The 18587-nt window shown below is 55.0% G+C and carries 18 protein-coding genes; 8 read left to right on the plus strand and 10 right to left on the minus strand.

Translation table 11 applies throughout. The features are described from left to right. Nucleotides 1-53: 53 nt before the first annotated feature. A complete protein-coding gene (locus INF35_RS01530) occupies nucleotides 54-911 on the minus strand; it encodes a MerR family transcriptional regulator (RefSeq protein WP_235983077.1) in 858 nt (285 codons plus the stop codon). 69 nt (nucleotides 912-980) lie between these two features. Here INF35_RS01530 and INF35_RS01535 point away from each other — a divergent pair, with 69 nt between their 5' ends. Further along, the gene (locus INF35_RS01535; RefSeq protein ID WP_193499788.1) at nucleotides 981-1655 is read left to right on the plus strand and encodes a YitT family protein; all 675 of its coding nucleotides are present in this window, start codon (nucleotides 981-983) and stop codon (nucleotides 1653-1655) included. A 72-nt stretch (nucleotides 1656-1727) separates the two neighbouring features. Here the strand turns inward: INF35_RS01535 and INF35_RS01540 are convergent, their stop codons facing one another. Next, the gene (locus INF35_RS01540) at nucleotides 1728-2414 is read right to left on the minus strand and encodes a DUF421 domain-containing protein (RefSeq protein WP_193499789.1); all 687 of its coding nucleotides are present in this window, start codon (nucleotides 2412-2414) and stop codon (nucleotides 1728-1730) included. A 232-nt stretch (nucleotides 2415-2646) separates the two neighbouring features. On the opposite strand from INF35_RS01540, the gene INF35_RS01545 reads away from it, so the two are divergent. The 7 genes from INF35_RS01545 (at nucleotide 2647) to INF35_RS01575 (ending at nucleotide 11264) form a co-directional block, all read left to right on the plus strand. Next, nucleotides 2647-3603: a diacylglycerol/lipid kinase family protein gene (locus INF35_RS01545; protein WP_193499790.1), complete on the plus strand. Its 957-nt coding sequence runs from the start codon at nucleotides 2647-2649 to the stop codon at nucleotides 3601-3603. Between the two features lie 86 nt (nucleotides 3604-3689). Continuing rightward, nucleotides 3690-6140, plus strand: coding sequence for an endopeptidase La (gene lon / locus INF35_RS01550; protein ID WP_193499791.1), 2451 nt, complete (start codon nucleotides 3690-3692; stop codon nucleotides 6138-6140). 31 nt (nucleotides 6141-6171) lie between these two features. Beyond that, nucleotides 6172-6765 carry a ribosome biogenesis GTP-binding protein YihA/YsxC gene (gene yihA, locus INF35_RS01555; protein ID WP_193499792.1) on the plus strand — a complete coding sequence of 198 codons (594 nt, stop codon included), beginning with the start codon at nucleotides 6172-6174 and terminating at the stop codon, nucleotides 6763-6765. Nucleotides 6766-6769: 4 nt separating this feature from the next. Further along, on the plus strand, nucleotides 6770-7615 hold the full coding sequence (locus tag INF35_RS01560; protein ID WP_193499793.1) for a class I SAM-dependent DNA methyltransferase: 846 nt from the start codon (nucleotides 6770-6772) through the stop codon (nucleotides 7613-7615). After that, entirely contained in the window at nucleotides 7530-8468 is a 939-nt protein-coding gene (gene hslO, locus INF35_RS01565) for an Hsp33 family molecular chaperone HslO (protein ID WP_235983078.1), read from the plus strand. The genes INF35_RS01560 and hslO overlap by 86 nt, the downstream gene beginning before the upstream one ends. Nucleotides 8469-8524: 56 nt before the next feature. Next, nucleotides 8525-9277: an acyl-[acyl-carrier-protein] thioesterase gene (locus INF35_RS01570; RefSeq protein ID WP_193499794.1), complete on the plus strand. Its 753-nt coding sequence runs from the start codon at nucleotides 8525-8527 to the stop codon at nucleotides 9275-9277. A 484-nt stretch (nucleotides 9278-9761) separates the two neighbouring features. Then, complete coding sequence (locus INF35_RS01575) at nucleotides 9762-11264, plus strand: IMP dehydrogenase (protein WP_193499795.1); 1503 nt, start codon at nucleotides 9762-9764, stop codon at nucleotides 11262-11264. Nucleotides 11265-11353: 89 nt separating this feature from the next. On the opposite strand, the gene INF35_RS01580 is transcribed toward INF35_RS01575, so the two are convergent. From INF35_RS01580 to INF35_RS01615, 8 genes are all read right to left on the minus strand, one after another. Then, nucleotides 11354-12121 (minus strand): type III pantothenate kinase, encoded by a 768-nt coding sequence (locus INF35_RS01580; RefSeq protein WP_193499796.1) that lies wholly within the window; start codon nucleotides 12119-12121, stop codon nucleotides 11354-11356. A gap of 152 nt (nucleotides 12122-12273) precedes the next feature. Beyond that, a complete protein-coding gene (locus INF35_RS01585) occupies nucleotides 12274-12486 on the minus strand; it encodes a zinc ribbon domain-containing protein (RefSeq protein ID WP_193499797.1) in 213 nt (70 codons plus the stop codon). Nucleotides 12487-12523: 37 nt separating this feature from the next. Next, nucleotides 12524-13318, minus strand: coding sequence for a hypothetical protein (locus INF35_RS01590; RefSeq protein ID WP_193499798.1), 795 nt, complete (start codon nucleotides 13316-13318; stop codon nucleotides 12524-12526). Then, on the minus strand, nucleotides 13312-14010 hold the full coding sequence (locus tag INF35_RS01595; protein WP_193499799.1) for an ABC transporter ATP-binding protein: 699 nt from the start codon (nucleotides 14008-14010) through the stop codon (nucleotides 13312-13314). Before INF35_RS01595 ends, INF35_RS01590 begins: the two co-directional genes overlap by 7 nt. Next, on the minus strand, nucleotides 14010-14399 hold the full coding sequence (locus INF35_RS01600; RefSeq protein ID WP_193499800.1) for a GntR family transcriptional regulator: 390 nt from the start codon (nucleotides 14397-14399) through the stop codon (nucleotides 14010-14012). Before INF35_RS01600 ends, INF35_RS01595 begins: the two co-directional genes overlap by 1 nt. Nucleotides 14400-14638: 239 nt before the next feature. Next, a complete protein-coding gene (locus tag INF35_RS01605) occupies nucleotides 14639-16180 on the minus strand; it encodes an AAA family ATPase (RefSeq protein ID WP_193499801.1) in 1542 nt (513 codons plus the stop codon). A 37-nt stretch (nucleotides 16181-16217) separates the two neighbouring features. Next, nucleotides 16218-17588: a vWA domain-containing protein gene (locus INF35_RS01610; protein ID WP_193499802.1), complete on the minus strand. Its 1371-nt coding sequence runs from the start codon at nucleotides 17586-17588 to the stop codon at nucleotides 16218-16220. 37 nt (nucleotides 17589-17625) lie between these two features. Next, entirely contained in the window at nucleotides 17626-18582 is a 957-nt protein-coding gene (locus tag INF35_RS01615) for a leucine-rich repeat protein (RefSeq protein WP_193499803.1), read from the minus strand. Between the last annotated feature and the right edge of the window lie 5 nt (nucleotides 18583-18587).

The raw sequence follows: 18587 nt of genomic DNA on the forward strand, positions 1-18587 counted from the left end.
AGTCCATTATACAGGTTGACAGTCCAAAAGAAAAGATGAAGTGGGAATGGAGATTATTGATGACTGTTCCCATTGTTTGCGGCGGAAACAGGGATTTGAATCTCTGTCAAAAATTCTTCCGGCCGCGAAGTATCCCGGTTGTCGATCTTGTAGATTTCAAAAGGGTTTCCGCGGAGGAAATAGCCGTTTTCGCGGAGATAAGCCAGTGCCTCATGCAGGCGCTGGCCGTTTTGTTCATAGGGGCCCCGATACGCGTAGGTGAGATAATCTCCTGATGGTAAAACAAAATCGCAATCGGTGTCGGCATTGTCCAGAACGAAAAAGACCGATTGATAGACATTGGAGATTCCCCGGGCCCAATCCGGCATGGAAAAACAGGCCCCGATGGTCTGTGTACCGAAGGAACGGAGCTGGTCCTCGTATTTCCGGTGCAGCTTTTTAATGACAAAGTCCATCTCCTCATCCCGGGTGATGTGTTCATTCAGCTGTACACACCGACGCTCCGGCAGGGAGCAAATAACAAATCTGCCGGAAGGGATCAGCCGGTCACGCTCCAGCTCCTGTCTGCGCTTTTGCAATATCGATTTCTGTTCCGTCAGATGGCGGAGCTTTTCTTCCACAACGGCTTCTTCACAGCGCAGCAGTTCATCGGTGGTGTCCAGTGTCTGGTCATCCAGGTATTGCTTGATCTGCATCATGGAAAAGTTCAGCCCCAGCAGGTCGCGGATGATGCTGAGCCGGTAAATATCCGTCAGGCTGTACAGACGATAGTTGTTGGCGTCGCGGCGGGGATGCAGCGCTCCAATCTTTTCGTAATAGCGCAGAGAATCGCTGCCAATACCGTATAATTTTGAAATTTCTCCAATTTTATAGCGGTCCCGCATACCGTTGCTCCCTTCCCGGATATACATTCCAACCATCTCTTGACCTTGGTATTATACCAAGGTTTATGATAATAGGAAAGAGAGGAGCTTGATATTGTGGCAAAACATGATTTTTGCAGCACTTTATATGCTGCATGGCACCGGTTATGGGCAGGAATAACTCTGGGCAAACTGTTCTGGATTTTTTTGGGGGCGGCAATTACCTCGTTTGGGCTGTACAATATCCATCGGCAGGTGGACATCACTGAAGGCGGCGTGCTGGGAATGATGCTGTTTGTCAATCACTGGTTCGGCATTCCGTCCTCACAGGCTACGCCGATTCTGGACATTGCCTGCTATGCACTGGCGTTTCGATATCTGGGTGCCCGGTTTATCAAAATCTCGGTAATTTCAACTTTGAGTGTGTCGGGGTGTTTCTGGTTGTGGGAACAACGTCCGCCAATGCTGCCGGATCTCTCGGAAATGCCCCTGGCGGCAGCGCTTTTGGGCGGCTGTTTTGTGGGGATCGGCGTGGGGCTCATCGTCCGACAGGGCGGTTCCAGCGGCGGTGACGATGCGCTGGCCCTGGCGATCTCCAAGGTTTCGGGGTGGCGGCTCTCAAAATCATACCTTGTCACCGACCTTACAGTTCTGGCACTTTCTCTAAGCTATATTCCGCTACGGCAGATCGTTTTTTCAGTGGTGACGGTTACGGTTTCATCCTGGCTGATTGATCTTGTCCAGAAAATATCCTTCGAGAAAAAGGAGCAGGCGACAGAATCCGAAAACTGAGCTTGTGTTCACTGACTGCGACACGCTGTTTCCATTCCGGTCAGACAGCTATGCATTTCCTTACGAAACTTTTTATTCGCTCCGGCAGGCAAAGAATCCGTTGCCGTTATCACATGCGGCATAAAATACACTGCCGGGATCGCCGTAGCCGCCTTGGGCCAGCTGCTTGACCAGCCAGGTTTCATCCCGGCCGATGCGGCTCAGGTTTTCCCGCATGATCTCTCCGTCCAGAATCAGGTCGGTCCAGAGGGAAACCTCCGGACGATGAAGGTCAATGTCGCCGACAGTGACCGGTGTGTTCTTTGCCCTGGGCAGAAAACTGATATGGCCGTTTGTCTCCAGAACCGCGCTCTGGACCTCATTGAGATCGAAATATCCGGCGATCCGGCTTTGAGCCAGAAATTCATTGATATCAATGGAAGCGCGTTTCAGTTCATGTTTATAGATGACGCCGTTTTCCATCAGCACAATAGACTGACCGGAAACCAGCAGCCGGGCTTTGATGCCCTTGCAGGCCGCATAGTGCACAAGCCAAGCAATAAGGCCGTATACAATAATGCCGGTCATGGGTTTGTACCATTCCTCAATGTTGGTGGCCATTTCTGCGGCAATGGAACCGATGGTGATGCTGTTGACATAGTCAAACATGCTCATCTGGGCAATCTGCCGTTTGCCGCCCAGCCGTGTGACAATAAACAACACGATCAAGGACAGCACGCTCATCAGAATTACCTGAAAAATTTCTGCGGCAACTTTCATGGGAAATACCTCCGGCAATTTCTGCAAAAAATCAAAATTTTGATATCGTTATTGTGTCTTGTTTGTAACATCTTATCCAGACCGCTTGCCAATTGAAAAGAAAGAAGATAAAATGTAATGTGTATTTTTATAACCGGGTAAAAAGACGGCTTTTTTGCTTTGTCTGCGGCAAGTCTGTCGCGCCGGGGAATAGAAAAATCGCGCAGAGCACGGCGCGGGAAAGAAGGCGTGCGTGAAGCGGATCTTTATCATCAATCCGGTGGCCGGACCAAGAAATCCGGCTGAGATGCTGCGCCCCAAAATCGCTTCGGCGGCCGAGACTTACCGGGAGTCGGTAGAAATCCTGGAGACCACCCACAAAGGGCATGCCCGGGAGATCACCGAACAGTATGCGGCCTCCGGCGAACCTGTCGCTGTGTATGCCTGCGGTGGGGACGGTACCTTCAACGAGGTCGTGCAGGCCGCGGTGGGAAAGCCATGGGTAATGGCCGGCTGTGTCCCGTGCGGCAGCGGCAACGATTTTGTACGCAACTTCGGCGGACGGGATGCCTTTTTGGACATCAAGTCGCAGCTGGATGCGCAGCCCTGTCCGGTTGATACCATCCGTACCGAGTACGGCTACAGTGTTGCCATCTGCGCCGCCGGGCTGGACGCCAAAGTGGCCTACGGAATTCCCAAGTTCAAGCGCTTGCCGGGCTGCGGCGGAAGTATGGCTTACAAGCTGTCGATTGTTGAGGTCTTTTTTGGACCTTTGACAAGTCGCCTGCGAATTGTGCTGGATGGCCGGGAGCAGGTAGGGGAATACCTGATGATGGCCATCTGCAACGGCAGGGTGTATGGCGGAGGCTACTCCGCGGCGCCCTATGCCATGATGGACGACGGCCTTCTGGATGTGGTTCTGGTACGGCCCATTCCTCGGCTGAAAATTCCGGGCTTCCTTACCAGGTATAGAGAGGGGCTCCATCTGAACCGTGACGGTGAGATCGCGCCGGAATTTCAGCCATACATGAGCTTTTGCCGTGTCAGGCGTGTGGAGCTGGAAAGTCTGGGCAGGCACCTGCTGATTGTGACTCTCGACGGAGAGTGTGCTCCCCGCAAGGTTCTGCATGCAGAAGTGTGCCCCAAAAATCTTACCATTCTGCTGCCGAAAGGATTGGCCCCGGACAAAATGGCTGTCAAAAAACCTTAAACTTGAGGCTGAACCAAAAAATAATTATCATCTATCATCGCGCAGGATCGGGCGCTTTCCAGCTGCCCGACCGACGGAGGAAAACAATGTCCGAACAGAAAGTCAAAGTCAAAATCGCCCGCAACGTCTCGCACCTGCCGGCAATCGCACTGCGGGGCCTGGTGGTTTTCCCGAACAACGTTGTACATTTTGAGGTGGGCCGCCCCAAATCCATTGCGGCCATCGAAGCCGCCATGCACGGCAACAGCAGTGTGTTCCTGGTGGCGCAGCGTGAGACCGATACCGAAGAGCCGACGATTAAGGATCTCTATTCCTACGGTGTTGTGGCTGAGATCAAGCAGGTACTGCGGGTCTCGGACGACCTGGTGAAGGTCCTTGTGGAAGGCAAGAGCCGTGCCCGCCTGCTGGAACTGGATGGCTCCGGCAAGTATTTGCAGGTCATGGTGCGCAATGCCCCTGTGCGCGGCATCAATACCGACAAGCGTACTCAACTTGAGGCTCTTGTCCGCAGCCTCAAGGAATGCTTTGAGGAGTACCTCTCTTACAGCCCGCAGATTTCGAAGGATGTGGTCTACAACATCCTCTCCTCCGACAGCCCGCTGTATCTGAGTGAGTACATGCCTGCCAACCTGCTGTTCAAGTATCAGGACAAGCAGACCATTCTCAATGAGTCCACCCTTCTGGGACGGCTGGAAAAGCTGCTGGTGCTTCTGCACCGCGAGTGCGATATCCTGTCCATTGAGAAGGATATCGACGACCGCGTCAACGTCCAGATGGACAAGGGCCAGCGGGAGTATTACCTGCGGGAACAGATGCACGCCATCAGCGAGGAGCTGGGTGACAGTGAGGATACCCGTGCCGAGGCGGACACCTACCGCCAGAAGATTCAGGCCCTCAAGCTGGAGCCTGAGAGTGAGGAAAAGCTGCTCAAGGAATGTGATCGCCTTGCCCGGATGCAGGGCAATGCCGCCGAGACCAGCGTGATCCGCAGCTATCTGGATACCTGCCTGGCACTGCCCTGGCATGTCACCACCACCGATGATCTGGATCAGGAACATGCCCGCAAGGTTCTGGACAAAGAGCACTATGGCCTGGAAAAGGTCAAGGAGCGCATCTTGGAATTACTTGCCGTCCGCAAGCTCAACACTGAAGTCAAGGGCCAGATCATCTGCCTGGTAGGCCCTCCGGGTGTGGGTAAGACCTCCATCGCCCACTCCATTGCCGAGTGCATGGGCCGCAAATTTGCCCGCATGAGCCTGGGTGGTGTACATGATGAGGCCGAGATCCGCGGCCATCGCCGCACGTACATCGGTGCTATGCCCGGCCGCATCATCGGCGCGGTGACCACGGCCAAGTCCTCCAATCCGCTGATCCTTCTGGATGAGATCGACAAGCTGGCGGCAGACTATAAAGGAGATCCCTCCAGCGCTCTGCTGGAGGTCCTGGACCCGGAACAGAACAAGACCTTCAAGGACAATTATCTGGACATTCCCTTTGACCTGAGCGAGGTACTGTTCATCACCACCGCAAACAACGCCGAGACCATTCCGGCACCGCTGCTGGACCGTATGGACGTGATCGAGCTTTCCAGCTACACCCGTACCGAAAAGTTCAACATCGCCAAAAAGCACCTTCTGCCCAAGCAGCTCAAGAACAACGGTCTGGCCGGTCGCGTTACCCTGACCAACGGCGCTCTCTATGAGATCCTCGACGGCTATACCCGTGAGGCGGGCGTCCGAAATCTGGAACGCATCATCACCGATGTGCTGCGCAAATGCGCCAAAAAAATCGCGGCGGGGGAGGCGGACAAGATCAGTGTCTCTGCCACCATGGTCAAGACTCTGCTTGGCCCCGAGAAGGTCAAGCCGTCCTTTATTTCCCGGACCAATGCGGTGGGCATTGCCAACGGCCTGGCCTGGACCAGCGTCGGCGGTGAGATGCTCCCCGTTGAGGTGGCCGTTATTCCCGAAGGCAGCGGAAAGATCGAGCTGACCGGCAGCCTGGGCGATGTGATGAAAGAAAGTGCCCGCCTGGCGGTTACCTATGCCCGTGTCCATGCAGCGGAGTACAATATCTCACAGGACCGCATCAAGAACTCGGATATCCATATCCATGCACCGGAAGGAGCCGTCCCCAAGGACGGGCCGTCCGCCGGCGTTACGCTGACCACGGCGCTGATCTCGGCACTGTCCGGGGTGCCGGTCCGCTGTGACATTGCCATGACGGGGGAAATCACCCTGCACGGCAACGTGCTGCCCATCGGAGGTCTGAAGGAAAAGAGTATGGCGGCATTCAGCGAGGGCATCAAGACCATCCTGATCCCCAAGGAAAATGTGGCCGATCTCCATGATGTGGACGCTGAGGTCAAAAAGGCGGTGCATTTTGTGCCGGTATCCGACCTGTCCGAGGTGCTGGGCGAGGCGCTGCTCCAGCCGTCCCGCGGCAGCCAGCATGAGCCGCATCCGGTGCCGCCGGCCACACAGCTGATCGCGGCAGATCCTTCCGCCTCCAACAAAGGCTCCGCCACGGTGATGTGATCGCCGCAGGCGGCAGAGATAGAGGAAGAATATGAATTATAATTTGAGCGAGTTTCAGGCATCCTACGGCCTTTCCAGCCAGCTGCCCGAGAGCGACCGTCCGGAGTTCGTCTTTTCCGGACGGTCCAATGTGGGCAAGTCCAGCCTGATCAACAAGTTGTGCAATCGCAAGAATCTGGCTCGGGTCAGTGCAACGCCGGGCAAGACGGCCACCATCAATTTCTACCGGGTGGACAATGTGTATTTTGTCGACCTGCCGGGATACGGCTATGCCAAGGTTTCCAATGCGGAACGCCAGCGCTGGGACGATCTGATCAACAGTTACTTTGAGGCAGAACGTCACCTGACGATTCTGGTGCAGCTGCTGGACAGCCGTCATGCTCCCAGTGCCGACGACCGGCAGATGCTGGAATATCTGCGCTATCACCGCATTCCCTTTGTGGCGGCCCTGACCAAGGGCGACAAGCTGAAAAAGAGCCAGCAGGCGGCAGCTCTGGCAGAGTTTGAGTCGCTTCTGGCGGAGTACGACTGCCGCAAGGTTTTTCTGACCAGTGCAGAGAACGGGCAAGGCGTGGAGGAACTTCGCAGCTACTTTGCATCCTGCCTGTTGGAATCGGAGGCCTGAAGCCATGTCTGCATACGGAGAATTTGCCTATTTTTATGATGAATTCAACGGGGAAGCGGACTATCAGGCGCTGTTTGAATATGTTCATGGCCGGCTTTGTGCCAACGGCGTGCAGGACGGCATTCTGGCCGACCTGGGCTGCGGCACCGGCGACCTGACGCTGATGCTCAGCCAGGCCGGTTATGATATGATCGGCGTGGACGGTTCGCCGGAGATGCTGAGCGTTCTGCGGGAAAAAGCGGATGAGCTGGGAATCAACAACAGACTGTTGCTGCTGTGCCAGGACATCACCGAGATGGAGCTGTACGGCACCATCCGCGGGGCGGTATCTACTTTTGATACCTTTAACCATATCGGCCCGGCCGAGCGGTTTGAGAAAGCAGTCAGACAGACTGCTTTTTTCATGGAAAAGGACGGCGTCTTTATTTTTGATCTGAATACCCCGTACAAGCATGAACAGGTGCTGGGGGACAGGGAGTACACCATTGATGCGCCCGACGCACGCTGTGAGTGGTATAATCACTACGATCCGGCGGCAGGATGTGTGGACATTCGTCTGGCCATTACCGACCTGCCTTCGGGCGAGGTGGTGCATGAGGAATTCCGGGAATACACCTATCCGCTGGATTATGTTACACAGGTGCTGGACCGCTACGGCTTTACGCTGCAAACGGTGGTGGACGGCGAAACCTTTGAAAAGCTTCGTCCCGACAGCCAGCGCTGGATCTTTACCGCGGTCAAACGCTATACCCAGGAGGAAAACAATGACAATGGAACAGAAGCCGCAGGAGGGAGAAAACCTGATTCGCGGCATTTCGAAAAACGGCGGAGTGGTCTTTTACGGCGTTGACTCCACCGAGATCGTCCGCGAGATGGAACGGATGCACAAGACCAGTGCGGTCACTACGGCGGCTCTGGGCCGCCTGCTGACGGCAGCATCCATGATGGGCATGATGCTCAAGAGCCGCAGCGATTCCATCACCCTGCAGATCAAGGGCGGCGGTCCTGCCGGACGGTTGCTGGCAGTCTCGGACGGCAGCGGCAACGTCAAGGGCTATGTGCAGAACCCCGTGGTGGAGATTCCGCCCCGGGAGGACGGCCACCTGAATGTGGGCGCCGCTGTGGGCCGTGACGGCACCCTGGACGTTATTCGAGACCTTGGCCTGCGGGACCCCTATATCGGCCAGGTGCCGCTGGTCTCCGGTGAGATCGCCGAGGATATTACCTCCTACTTTGCCATCAGCGAGCAGGTGCCCACCGTGTGCGCTCTGGGCGTGCTGGTCAACAAGGATCTTTCGGTACAGTGCGCAGGAGGCTTTATTGTTCAGCTGCTTCCCGGCGCCACCGAGGAGGAAATCACGGCACTGGAGGCGAACATCAAGGCCATGCCGCCTGTCACCACCATGCTGTCGGAAGGAAAGAGCATTCAGGACATGCTGGACATGGCACTACAAGGCTTCAATCCCGAAATTCTCGACCGCGAGCATGTGGCATACGTTTGTGACTGCAGCGAGGAACGGGTCAAGAGGATGATCTACAGCCTGGGAAAGCCGGAAGTGGAAAAGCTCCGGGATGAGGACCCCGTCGCCGAAGTGCACTGCCAGTTCTGTGACAAATGCTACCACATTGATCTCGGCAAACTGCTGGAAGAGTGGCCCGCCCCGCAGCAGGAGGAAACGCAGCCTGAGACCAAACAGGACTGACGCGGAAGCAGCCGGAATCACACAGAGGACAAATAAAGGGGAAGGAGGACACTCCCATGCAGCTGCAACCTTATGAATTTCAGGAAGACTATTTTGTCTATCGCTACGATGGAGATTTCCTCGGCAATATCCAGCCGGGCAGTATTCTGCGCTATGCACAGCAGATTGCAACGACCCAGTGCGCAGCTTTGGGCATTGATGATTCGGTTTATGCAAGAACGCACACGGCCTATCTTCTGGCGCGGCAGGCCTTTCACGTCTATCGGATGCCGCGGGTCGACGAGCATCTGACCCTGGTGACCTGCCCCGAAGCGGTGCACCATGCGGTCAACAAGCGCCTGACCAGTATCTATGACCGTCAGGGCGAGGAATGCGTTTTCGTGGACAGCCGCTGGGTTTTGGTTGATACCAACAAGAGGACTATTTTGCGCAATCATCCGCCGGAGCTCAGTGGTCCCTGGGCTGAGAAACTGCCCCGTGCGCTGCCCATGCGCATTAAAAAGATTGCGGATGCTCCGGAAGTGGGAGCTTACAGGGCAGACTACTCGCTGTGCGATATGAATGGACATCTCAACAATACCCGCTATGCTGACATTATCTTTGACTCGCTGCCTCTTGACGTGGTAAAGACACAGACAGTGGAGGATTTTCTGATTTACTATCACAAAGAAATTCCTCTGGGGCAGAGCTTCCGGGTCTGCCGGGCACAGATGGAAGAAAATAAATGGTTCTTCAGCGGCTGGCACGAGGATACCTGCTGCTTTGAGGCAAATGTCACCATGAAGCCCATTCGGGAGGAACAACACTGAAAAAGCTGAGAAAGTTACAACTTTTTTACAAAACCCTATTGACATATGATGTCAAAAAGGTTACAATTTAGTTGCAAGTTAATTACAACCACTTTTTCATGTGTTCTTCTCCTCCTTTCAGAAACCCCCGCCTTTCCCTCAGGCGGGGGTTTCGTCGTATATGGCTGAAAGAATAAAAAGGCATAAAAAAACTTGGAGTAGGGGAGCGTGTTTTACAATTCTTTTCGTGGCATCGCGTTTTGTGCGCGCATGCAGTGTACGGCAAGGAAATCGGATTATGTAGCAGTGGCAGATAAGTATTACTATTTCTTTCGTGGGGACGGCAATTTTCACAACTTTGGGGGCAAACAGCAAAAAAGATTCTACGCACAGAATTTTGTTTTTTGTACACGAATATGGTACAATTTCCTCTAAGCAATAGATTTTATCCATGGCGAGCCGCCTGCCGAGACGGTCGACTTCAGAATGAAAAGGAGAAGAATATATGGCTTACTATTTTTCTGAACCTTCCCGCACGTTTGGCGAATATCTTCTGGTTCCCGGCTATTCCTCTTCGGAATGCGTTCCTGACCGCGTCAGCCTCAAGACGCCTCTGGTGAAATACCGCAAGGGCCAGGAAGAGTGCCCCCTTTCCATGAACATTCCGATGGTTTCGGCCATTATGCAGTCGGTCTCCGGCGAAAAGCTGGCCATTGCGTTGGCCAAGCAGGGCGGTATTTCCTTTATTTACGGCTCTCAGAGCATTCAGTCCGAAGCTGACATGGTCCGCCGTGTCAAGGCATACAAGAAAGGCTTTGTCACCAGCGACTCCAACCTGCCGCCGGAGGCTACTCTGGGCGATGTGCTGGATCTGAAGGTGCGCACCGGGCATTCTACGGTTGCCATTACCGACGACGGCACTGCACACGGCAAGCTGCTGGGCCTGGTTGCTTCCCGTGACTACCGCCTTTCCCGCATGAGCCCCGACCTCAAGGTCACCGAGTTCATGACCCCGCTGGAAAAGCTGGTTACCGCCCCTGCCACTACCAGCCTGCATGACTGCAACGACATCATCTGGGACAACAAGATTAATACGCTGCCCCTTCTGGATGAGCAGGGCCATCTGCAGTATATGGTTTTCCGCAAGGACTACGACAGCCACAAGGAAAACGTGAACGAACTGCTGGACGCCAACAAGAGCTATGTGGTCGGCGCCGGCATCAATACCCGCGATTACGCTGAGCGTGTTCCTGCGCTGGTTGAGGCCGGTGTGGATGTTTTGTGCATCGACTCCTCGGAGGGCTTCTCTGAGTGGCAGTCCCGCACGCTGTCCTGGATTCGTGAGCATTACGGCGATAAGGTGAAGGTCGGCGCAGGCAACGTTGTGGATCGGGAAGGGTTCCTCTTCCTGGCAAAGGCCGGCGCAGACTTCGTCAAGATCGGCATCGGCGGCGGTTCCATCTGCATCACACGTGAGACCAAGGGCATCGGCCGCGGCCAGGCGACTGCCGTCATCGAGGTTGCCAAGGCTCGCGATGAGTACTATGAGCAGACTGGTATTTATATTCCGATCTGCTCTGACGGCGGCATTGTCCATGACTATCACATTACACTGGCATTGGCCATGGGAGCCGATTTCGTCATGCTGGGCCGTTACTTTGCCCGCTTTGATGAGAGCCCCACGAATAAGCTGCGTGTGGGCGGCAACTACGTCAAGGAGTACTGGGGCGAAGGGTCCAACCGTGCCCGCAACTGGCAGCGCTACGATTTGGGCGGCGCACAGAAGCTGAGCTTTGAGGAAGGCGTCGATAGCTATGTGCCCTATGCCGGACCTCTGGCAGACGGTGTACAGACCACGCTGTATAAGGTTCGCAGCACTATGTGCAACTGCGGTGCTCTCTCCATTGAGGAATTGCAGCAGAAGGCACGCCTGACCGTTGTCTCCTCCACGAGCATTGTGGAGGGCGGCAGCCACGATGTCATCCTGAAGAATTCTCCCAATAACTGATCAATCAAACAGAGAGCCCGTCTCATCCTGACGATGAGACGGGCTCTTTTCTGTACACGTTTGGAAAAAGCTGAAATCCAATGGATCAATCAGCCTTTGTTTTTTTCATACAGCAGCGCAAGACCATGGAATAAAAGATCCGCATCATAGTGAATCTTGCGTTTGCAGCATGGCATAATGTAGGGGGCAAGACCGCCGGTCGCCACGACGGTCAGCGGCTGACCAAGATCCTGCTCCACACGGTCGGCAAGACCATCCAGCATGGCAGCGGTGCCGAACATGGCACCGTTATTCAGGCAGGCTACGGTGTTTTTCCCGATAAGCTGCCCCGGAGTTTCCGGTGCGATAGGGGGCAGCTGTGCGGTTCCGGCACTGATCGCCCGCAGACTGGTCTGAACACCCGGGACAATGAAACCACCCAGAAAGACACCGCCTGTGCCGATGACGTTATAGGTGGTGGCTGTCCCAAGATCTACCGTCATGCAGGGCAGGGGATAGTGCGCGGCAGCTGCTGCAGCATCGGCAAGGCGGTCCTGGCCAACCTGTTGCGGTTCATCCACATCCATGGTGAGCCCGGTGTCTAGCGCCACACTGACCAGCATGGCGCTGTGTCCCGTCAGACGCTGGCAGGCCTCGGCAAGGGGATGCGTCAGGCCGGGAACGACACTGCAGACGATCACGCCTTCCGCCTGAGATGCATCGACATTCAGGCGGCGGAGCAGAAACTTCAACTCAGCCGTGTATTCATCGGCGGTACAGCGGGGACGGGTGACCATACGGGCGGTAAAACGAACCGTGTCCTGCTCCAGAATGCCGATGCAAATATTTGTGTTGCCGATATCCACGGCCAGCAGCATAAAAAACGCCTCTCTTTTGATACGAGATGTAAATGACTTCCGCGCAGCGGTACAGTATGCTTTCAAAATTTGGAGAATACACGATTCTCATATTATAACAGTTTGCCCGGTGCTTTGCAAAGCACCGGGCAAATGTGCGGGATGAAACGAAATCAGCCACCCATAAAGAAATCCAGAATATCCCAGCCCTCGCCGCCAGTCTGGCGGTAGAGCTCGGTGTAACCGCAGTTGCAGCAGCTTACCGTAATGAATTTTTTATTCTGGACATCAAACAGCTTGGCAAAGTTGCCGCCGGTGGCCTGCAGGCGGTCTGCTTCATACTCTGTGCAGCCGCATTTGGGACAGATATATTGTCTCTTTTCCATGGAATGTTCCTCCGATGCATAAGGAGCAAAATACGAGTCAGGCAAGGTTAAGCTTTTTTGTGAGATAATACCTGGTAAGTACCCACAGGATAGCACATGCAGCGGCAAAAAACAAGGTCATGCAGCAGGCAACCACGCTTATTGCCTGATAAGGTGAGAGGCTGGAGAAAAAGGACGACACAGTTACACCGGCAGGTGTATTCAGAGCAATGAGAGCAAGCGCGATCATTGCGAAGAACAGTACAATCTGCAAAACAAAGGTAATGACAAAATAGCAGAGGATTGTGGCGATCAGGCGATTCTGCGGCCACTGACCTCCCAGGGCAATACAGAAATAGAAAAACAAAATGGAACAGCAGAGCATTGCCAAAAGCGCAAGGCAATGACAGAATAAGGCGACCCCGGAGTTGGGGGCAATGACAACGAGATTTTCTTCACCGAAGGGGAAGGCCATCATGCGCAGAAATACGCATCCCAGCAGAAAGGCGCCGATCATCCAGCTTGTGGCGCAAATGAGTTTGGAGGCAATCAGCTGATTTGCTGTGACCGGCAGGCTGAACATCAGATAGCCGCGCGTCCCGAGCAGACCGTAAAAACGCTGAATGCCCGTGACAAAACCGGCAATTACAACGGCAAGAAAACCCAGCACACAGGCGATCAGCAACAGTGCCAAAATCAGGGAATAGGAGTCGCCCAAGGCAAAAGCAGGGAAGAAATCCCCCATACGTAAAAACAGGGCATTGACCATAATCACAAACAAAACGCCCAGATACAACGGGAGCAGGAACCTTGCGGTTGCCCGGTATTCATATTTCAAAAGTTTGCTCAGCATCGAAATACCTCCTTGAAATATTCGTCCACACTCATGCCCTTTTCTTCCCGCAGATGATCCACACTGTCGTGCAGCAGGAGCCTTCCGTTTTGCAGCACGGCAACTTCATCCAGCACTTTTTCAATGTCGCTGATTAAATGGGTGGAAAACAAGACGGCAGCATCTTCATTATAATTGCGAAGGATGGTAGCCAGAATGTACTCCCGCGCCGCAGGGTCCACACCGCCCAAAGGTTCGTCCAGAAGGTAAAGCTTTGCAGCCCGGCTCATTGCCAGGCAAAGCTGAACTTTTTCCTGTGTGCCTTTGCTCATGGCGCCGATGCGCTGAGATGGGGAGAGCTTCAAATCTTTGAGCATAGTGTGGGCTTTTACCTCGTCAAAATCCTCGAAGAAATCGGCATACATGGATACGGCGTCTGCGGCGCTCAATTCAGAGGGCAGAGCCATGCGGTCAGGCAGATAGGACACAATAGCCTTGGTGGCAGGACCAGGTGTATGACCGTCGATGGAAACGGACCCGGACGTTGGCGTCAGAAGCCCTGCACTGATTTTTATCAGAGTGGTCTTGCCGCTGCCGTTGGGACCCAGGAGGCCGACCAGCCTGCCTGGCATCAGTGTCAGGTCCAGATTGTCCAGGGCCTGGATCTGTCGGTATTGTTTGCTCAATTGATGGGCTTCATAGATTGGATTCATCAGGATTCCTCCTTTGTGGAATGTTCGGGCGGAAATTCAGTCTTTTGCAGCAGGGCAAGGGTTTCCTCACGGGTATAGCCGAGTTGTCGCATCTGGGCCAGAAAATCCGACACACAGACATCCGCGCGCCGGGCACGCAATGCCTGCAAGGTATGTTCGTCGGCACTGACAACCCGGCCGGCTGTACGTCTGGCCTGCAGCAGGCCGCGAGCTTCCAACTCCTGCAAGGCGCGCTGCATGGTGTTGGGATTCACGCCTGCTTCGGCGGCAAGTTCCCGAACCGCGGGGATACGGCTGCCGAGGGGATATTCTCCCGTTACAATCGCCAGCTCAAGCTGTTCGATAAGCTGCACATAAACTGGGCGGCCGGCTGTGATGTTCCAGTTCAAATCGGAACCTCCTTTGAAAGATTTTGTATTATTGTATTAACCATCTAATACAATAATACACAGCTTTGGCGATATGTCAATACTATATGGCGGAAATTTACATCCGGCCTGTGATGCAACATAAAAATACGCGGAACAAGGTTGTTTATTGAAAGGGATGAAAATGCAGAATATTTTTGAACAAAAAACGGCATGCCCGGATCAACAGGCATGCCGTTTTCATTGCTGAAAAGAAGAGATCAGAATTCTGTACTGTGTTCGTTTTGCCGGATGTCATCCCGCTCCAGTTCTGCCAGGAGTGCATCGTGGTTGGCGTCCAGGAGCAGTGTCCGACTGTATTTTTCAAAGCGCTCGCACTCATTTTCCGCAAGGAAGGGAGCGGAATCGGGGCCGAGAGCCAGCTCGTTCACAAAGACGACCATTTCCTGCTGGTCGGCAAAGGTCCGCTCCATAAAGTCGAAGGCAAATTCCAAAGCATCCGAGGCGGCGGAGACAGCTTCCTCCCGCTTACGGACCTGGTGATTAAAGCCTTTTCGCACAGCGTCGAAAGCCTCATCGGGATCGAAGTCCTGGTCGATGGCCTGAGCCCAATCCTGCAGCAGAGATGCGGCCCGGCGATGAATCCCCAGTTCATAGGCCGTCATACGGCCGGCAGCTTTTTCCCGGTCAAGCCGCGACTGGGTGTCGGCACACTGGCGGGACAGGATGGCGGCAGGGGAGTCCTCGGGCTGGAGCGGCTGTGTCATGGAGCGCTTGAAGGTGCGCAGCTGCTGATAGCAGGCATCGGTGACAGCGTCGGATTCCCTCGCTGCGGAGAAGCGCACATTAAGTCCGGCCAGCAGCAGGCTGACCAGCGACAGCCGCTCATCAAAAGCGGCATCCAGTGCACGGGCCACAACCTTGTCGGACGGGCGGCCCTGCAGGATGTCCTCAATCCCGTAGTCGCTGCGGTATTTTTTATAAAGGGCCCAGTAGGCGGCAAAGTCTCGCATAACGTCGGGGTGGCGGAGATATTCTCCGATGACCGTTTCATCCACCGGCATGCCCAGGGCATCGCAGGTCACCAACATGGCGGAAAGATCCTCCCAACCGCGGGCAGTTACGAACTGGACACCGTCCACATCCTGTTCCACCTTGTAGAAGTGCTGGGGACGAAGTTCCAGATAGGCCAGAATTGCAGGGTGAAGGCGCTGAGCGCGGGCGTACTCCTGCCAGACGGCAAGATTGGGCTCCACATCGATGCGGCGCACACGGTCAAGGGTGACAAGGTCAAACTCCCGAACGGATTTGTTGTATTCGGGCGGGTTGCCGGCTGCCACGATGATCCAGCCTTCGGGCACCGCCTGGTTGCCGAAGGTTTTGTACTGCAAAAACTGCAGCATGGTGGGGGCCAGGGTCTCGGACACACAGTTGATCTCGTCGATGAAGAGAATGCCCTGACGCAGGCCGGTCTGTTCCATCTTGGCATAGACGCTGGCGATGATCTCGCTCATGGTATACTCGGTTACACTGCGGGTTTTGCCGTCGATGTCCTTCTGGCGGATAAAGGGCAGACCGACAGCACTCTGCCGGGTATGATGCGTAATGGTATAGGCAACCAATGCAACGCCGCAGGCTTGAGCAGCCTGTTCCACAATCTGCGTTTTGCCCACACCCGGAGGGCCCATCAGCAGCAGGGGCCGCTGACGCATGGCCGGAATCCGGTAGTTGCCGCCGTCGTCCTTGGCCAGATACGCCCGGACGGTGGTTTCAATCTCCTGTTTGGCTCGTTTGATATCCATGTGCGATCAACCTTCCTGAGAATGTTTGCGGGGATGGTTACAGCTGCGGCAGATCGTCGGGATCTTCCGTCAGCTCAAAATCGGGGAGCTTGGGAGCCTTGGGCTTGATGAATTCGTCGGGTTCCAGCGTCAGGCGCATGGCCCATGGCGGAACATCAGGGGCGGGCTCACCGGTATCCAGAAACAGAAATGCTACATCGTAAGGAGGACGCCGGGAAGGATAGATCCCCTTGCCGTCGGTAAAGTAAAGCACGCCCTGCAGATCACGAAGGGTGCCCTGTGCACGCAGTTCCTCAATGCGGACAAAGGCCGGGCGAAAATCGGTGCCTCCGCCGCCTTTCAGAACGAACTGGTTGGCATATCGGTCAAGGGCATTCAAATCGGAGAGGAGCGTCTCGCTGCGGACGGCATCGTCGCATTGCAGAACCAAAATCCGGCACCGGACAAAAAAGGTTTCGGTGGTTTTAAGGATGGAAAAAGTTTCCTTCAAAAAGGCCTTGACCAGATCGCCGGAGGTGGATTCGCTGGTATCCAGGACGATGACCAGATCTCGGACTCGTTTGCTTTCTCGCGTTTCCAGCGGCTCAATCAGCGGCATGTTGCCGTAGGTTCGCAAGCCATAGCTGTAATAGCCCAGATCAAATTCATCCAGATCAAGATGAGGTTCCTCACGCCAGACAGCGAATCGGCGCAGAAAGTCCCGGTAAAGTTTGCGCCCCCGTCCGGCCTGGACCTGGGCGGCCAGGGCTGTGGCGGCTTCGGCGTCGGAGGCGCGGGTGCCCCCTTGCTGCATGGAGAGCTGTGTCTCACGGCCGAGCTGTTCCCAGCGCTTGCCCTGCATCTGTGCGGAAGGGGCGTCGGGATCTTTGGGCCAGAGCCCATGATCGTCACAGTAAAATTCCTGCTGGAGGCGGGAAAGTTTCTCGGCGTCCCGGGTGCAGAGGTCTCTGTAGACAGGACCGGCACTCAAAATACGGCAGCGTGCGGAGAGATCGGTATAGGTCTTTTGCCGCAGCCAGCCAATCGGCCGTCTGAGGGTGTCCGCACCGAGATGGTCCAGAATGTTCTCCACACAGATGTCGCAGGCAATCCCCCAGAGAACGGGGTCACGACTGCCGCGCAGCCAGAGGTGACGAAAGATACAGTGCAGCACGCTGTGCAGATAGGCACGAGGCAGATACCTCCGGTTGCTGCGATAGATCCGCAGCAGCCAGTCCGGCGCATAGTAGAGGCCGGCACCGTCGGTGGCAAAGCTGCGCAGCGAGGACTTCTGAACGGGAAACAGAGCACAGAGGGCAGCGTTCATATAGGGCAGGGCGAGGTATAGGTCTCCGCGCACGGCGGAAAAGACTTTACGGGACATGGTCTGTTCCCATTCTGCCTGGGTCTGAACATGCTTGTCGGGCAAAACACTCGCCTCCTTTCCCGCTGAAATAAATAATGGATCAAAGATCATCGAAACTGTACTGTTTGGGTTTGGATTTTGCCTTGCCACTGCTTAAAAACAGCGCGGCTCCAGCGCCGAACCCACACTGTCCGCAGGCTTCCGCGGCTGCTGCGCGGGAAGCATCGTCGAGAATGCCCAGGCCACAGACAAACTGCAGACTTTCCAAATCGCGTGTGCTGATAAACGGCGTCAAAGCGGTCAGTGCATGGCAACGGAGATACTCCAGATACGTACGATGCGCCTCATCCGAAAGGGCATAGGGATAACGGATGCGCTCCAGGGCAATCCGGCAAAGCTTTTCGGATGTTTCCCCCACGCATGCCTGTGCAAAGGACCGGTCATACTCCGCTGTATTGAGGCAGGCACCGTCAAAGCACTGGCGATAGCGGTAGCCCTCTCCCTCAATGCTGTGATTGAAAATATGGGCGGGAGTATTTTCGTCAAGATATTCGAAATATTCCGGATAGAAGAGCCTGGCCTGTACGTGGCCGTCAGAGGCAAACTCGGCGGTGATGTCGGCGGAAATGCTGCCGATCAGTTTCTTCAGACCGGAAGGCTCCGACGGACTGCAGTGCAGAGCAAGGCAGGTCAGGCTGCGGCAGTTTGTAAACAGATCGCTGCCGATGGTCTCACAGCCAGGCCCCAGTTCCAAACGCCGCAGACTGCGGCAGTTATAAAATGCGGCGCTGTCCAGTACCCTTACGCTGTCGGGAAGGGTAACTTCCTCCAAAAAATTGCCGCAGATGCAGTGCATGACATTGACGGTCATTACGTCCGGAAGAGATAACAAGCCTGTTTGCGGATGCTTTTCGGCAAAGCAATAAGGTCCGATCTCAGTTAAGGGAAGCCCTCCGATTTCGGCGGGCAGAACAGGGCAGGGGGTATCGCCGTAGACCTTCAGCAGCCGTGCGCCGCTGCTGCACGGCTGCCATTCATAGCCGAGAGAAAAATTCATCATGG

This window comes from Gemmiger gallinarum (assembly GCF_014982805.1).
GTDB lineage: Bacteria > Bacillota > Clostridia > Oscillospirales > Ruminococcaceae > Gemmiger > Gemmiger gallinarum.

Excerpts from the sequence above, each read along its gene's own strand:
- INF35_RS01530 (WP_235983077.1), bottom strand. The coding sequence starts at position 911 with ATGTATATCCGGGAAGGGAGCAACGGTATGCGGGACCGCTATAAAATT.
- INF35_RS01540 (WP_193499789.1), bottom strand. The coding sequence starts at position 2,414 with ATGAAAGTTGCCGCAGAAATTTTTCAGGTAATTCTGATGAGCGTGCTG.
- lon (WP_193499791.1), top strand. The coding sequence starts at position 3,690 with ATGTCCGAACAGAAAGTCAAAGTCAAAATCGCCCGCAACGTCTCGCAC.
- yihA (WP_193499792.1), top strand. The coding sequence starts at position 6,172 with ATGAATTATAATTTGAGCGAGTTTCAGGCATCCTACGGCCTTTCCAGC.
- INF35_RS01560 (WP_193499793.1), top strand. The coding sequence starts at position 6,770 with ATGTCTGCATACGGAGAATTTGCCTATTTTTATGATGAATTCAACGGG.
- hslO (WP_235983078.1), top strand. The coding sequence starts at position 7,530 with ATGACAATGGAACAGAAGCCGCAGGAGGGAGAAAACCTGATTCGCGGC.
- INF35_RS01570 (WP_193499794.1), top strand. The coding sequence starts at position 8,525 with ATGCAGCTGCAACCTTATGAATTTCAGGAAGACTATTTTGTCTATCGC.
- INF35_RS01575 (WP_193499795.1), top strand. The coding sequence starts at position 9,762 with ATGGCTTACTATTTTTCTGAACCTTCCCGCACGTTTGGCGAATATCTT.
- INF35_RS01580 (WP_193499796.1), bottom strand. The coding sequence starts at position 12,121 with ATGCTGCTGGCCGTGGATATCGGCAACACAAATATTTGCATCGGCATT.
- INF35_RS01585 (WP_193499797.1), bottom strand. The coding sequence starts at position 12,486 with ATGGAAAAGAGACAATATATCTGTCCCAAATGCGGCTGCACAGAGTAT.
- INF35_RS01590 (WP_193499798.1), bottom strand. The coding sequence starts at position 13,318 with ATGCTGAGCAAACTTTTGAAATATGAATACCGGGCAACCGCAAGGTTC.
- INF35_RS01595 (WP_193499799.1), bottom strand. The coding sequence starts at position 14,010 with ATGAATCCAATCTATGAAGCCCATCAATTGAGCAAACAATACCGACAG.
- INF35_RS01605 (WP_193499801.1), bottom strand. The coding sequence starts at position 16,180 with ATGGATATCAAACGAGCCAAACAGGAGATTGAAACCACCGTCCGGGCG.
- INF35_RS01615 (WP_193499803.1), bottom strand. The coding sequence starts at position 18,582 with ATGAATTTTTCTCTCGGCTATGAATGGCAGCCGTGCAGCAGCGGCGCA.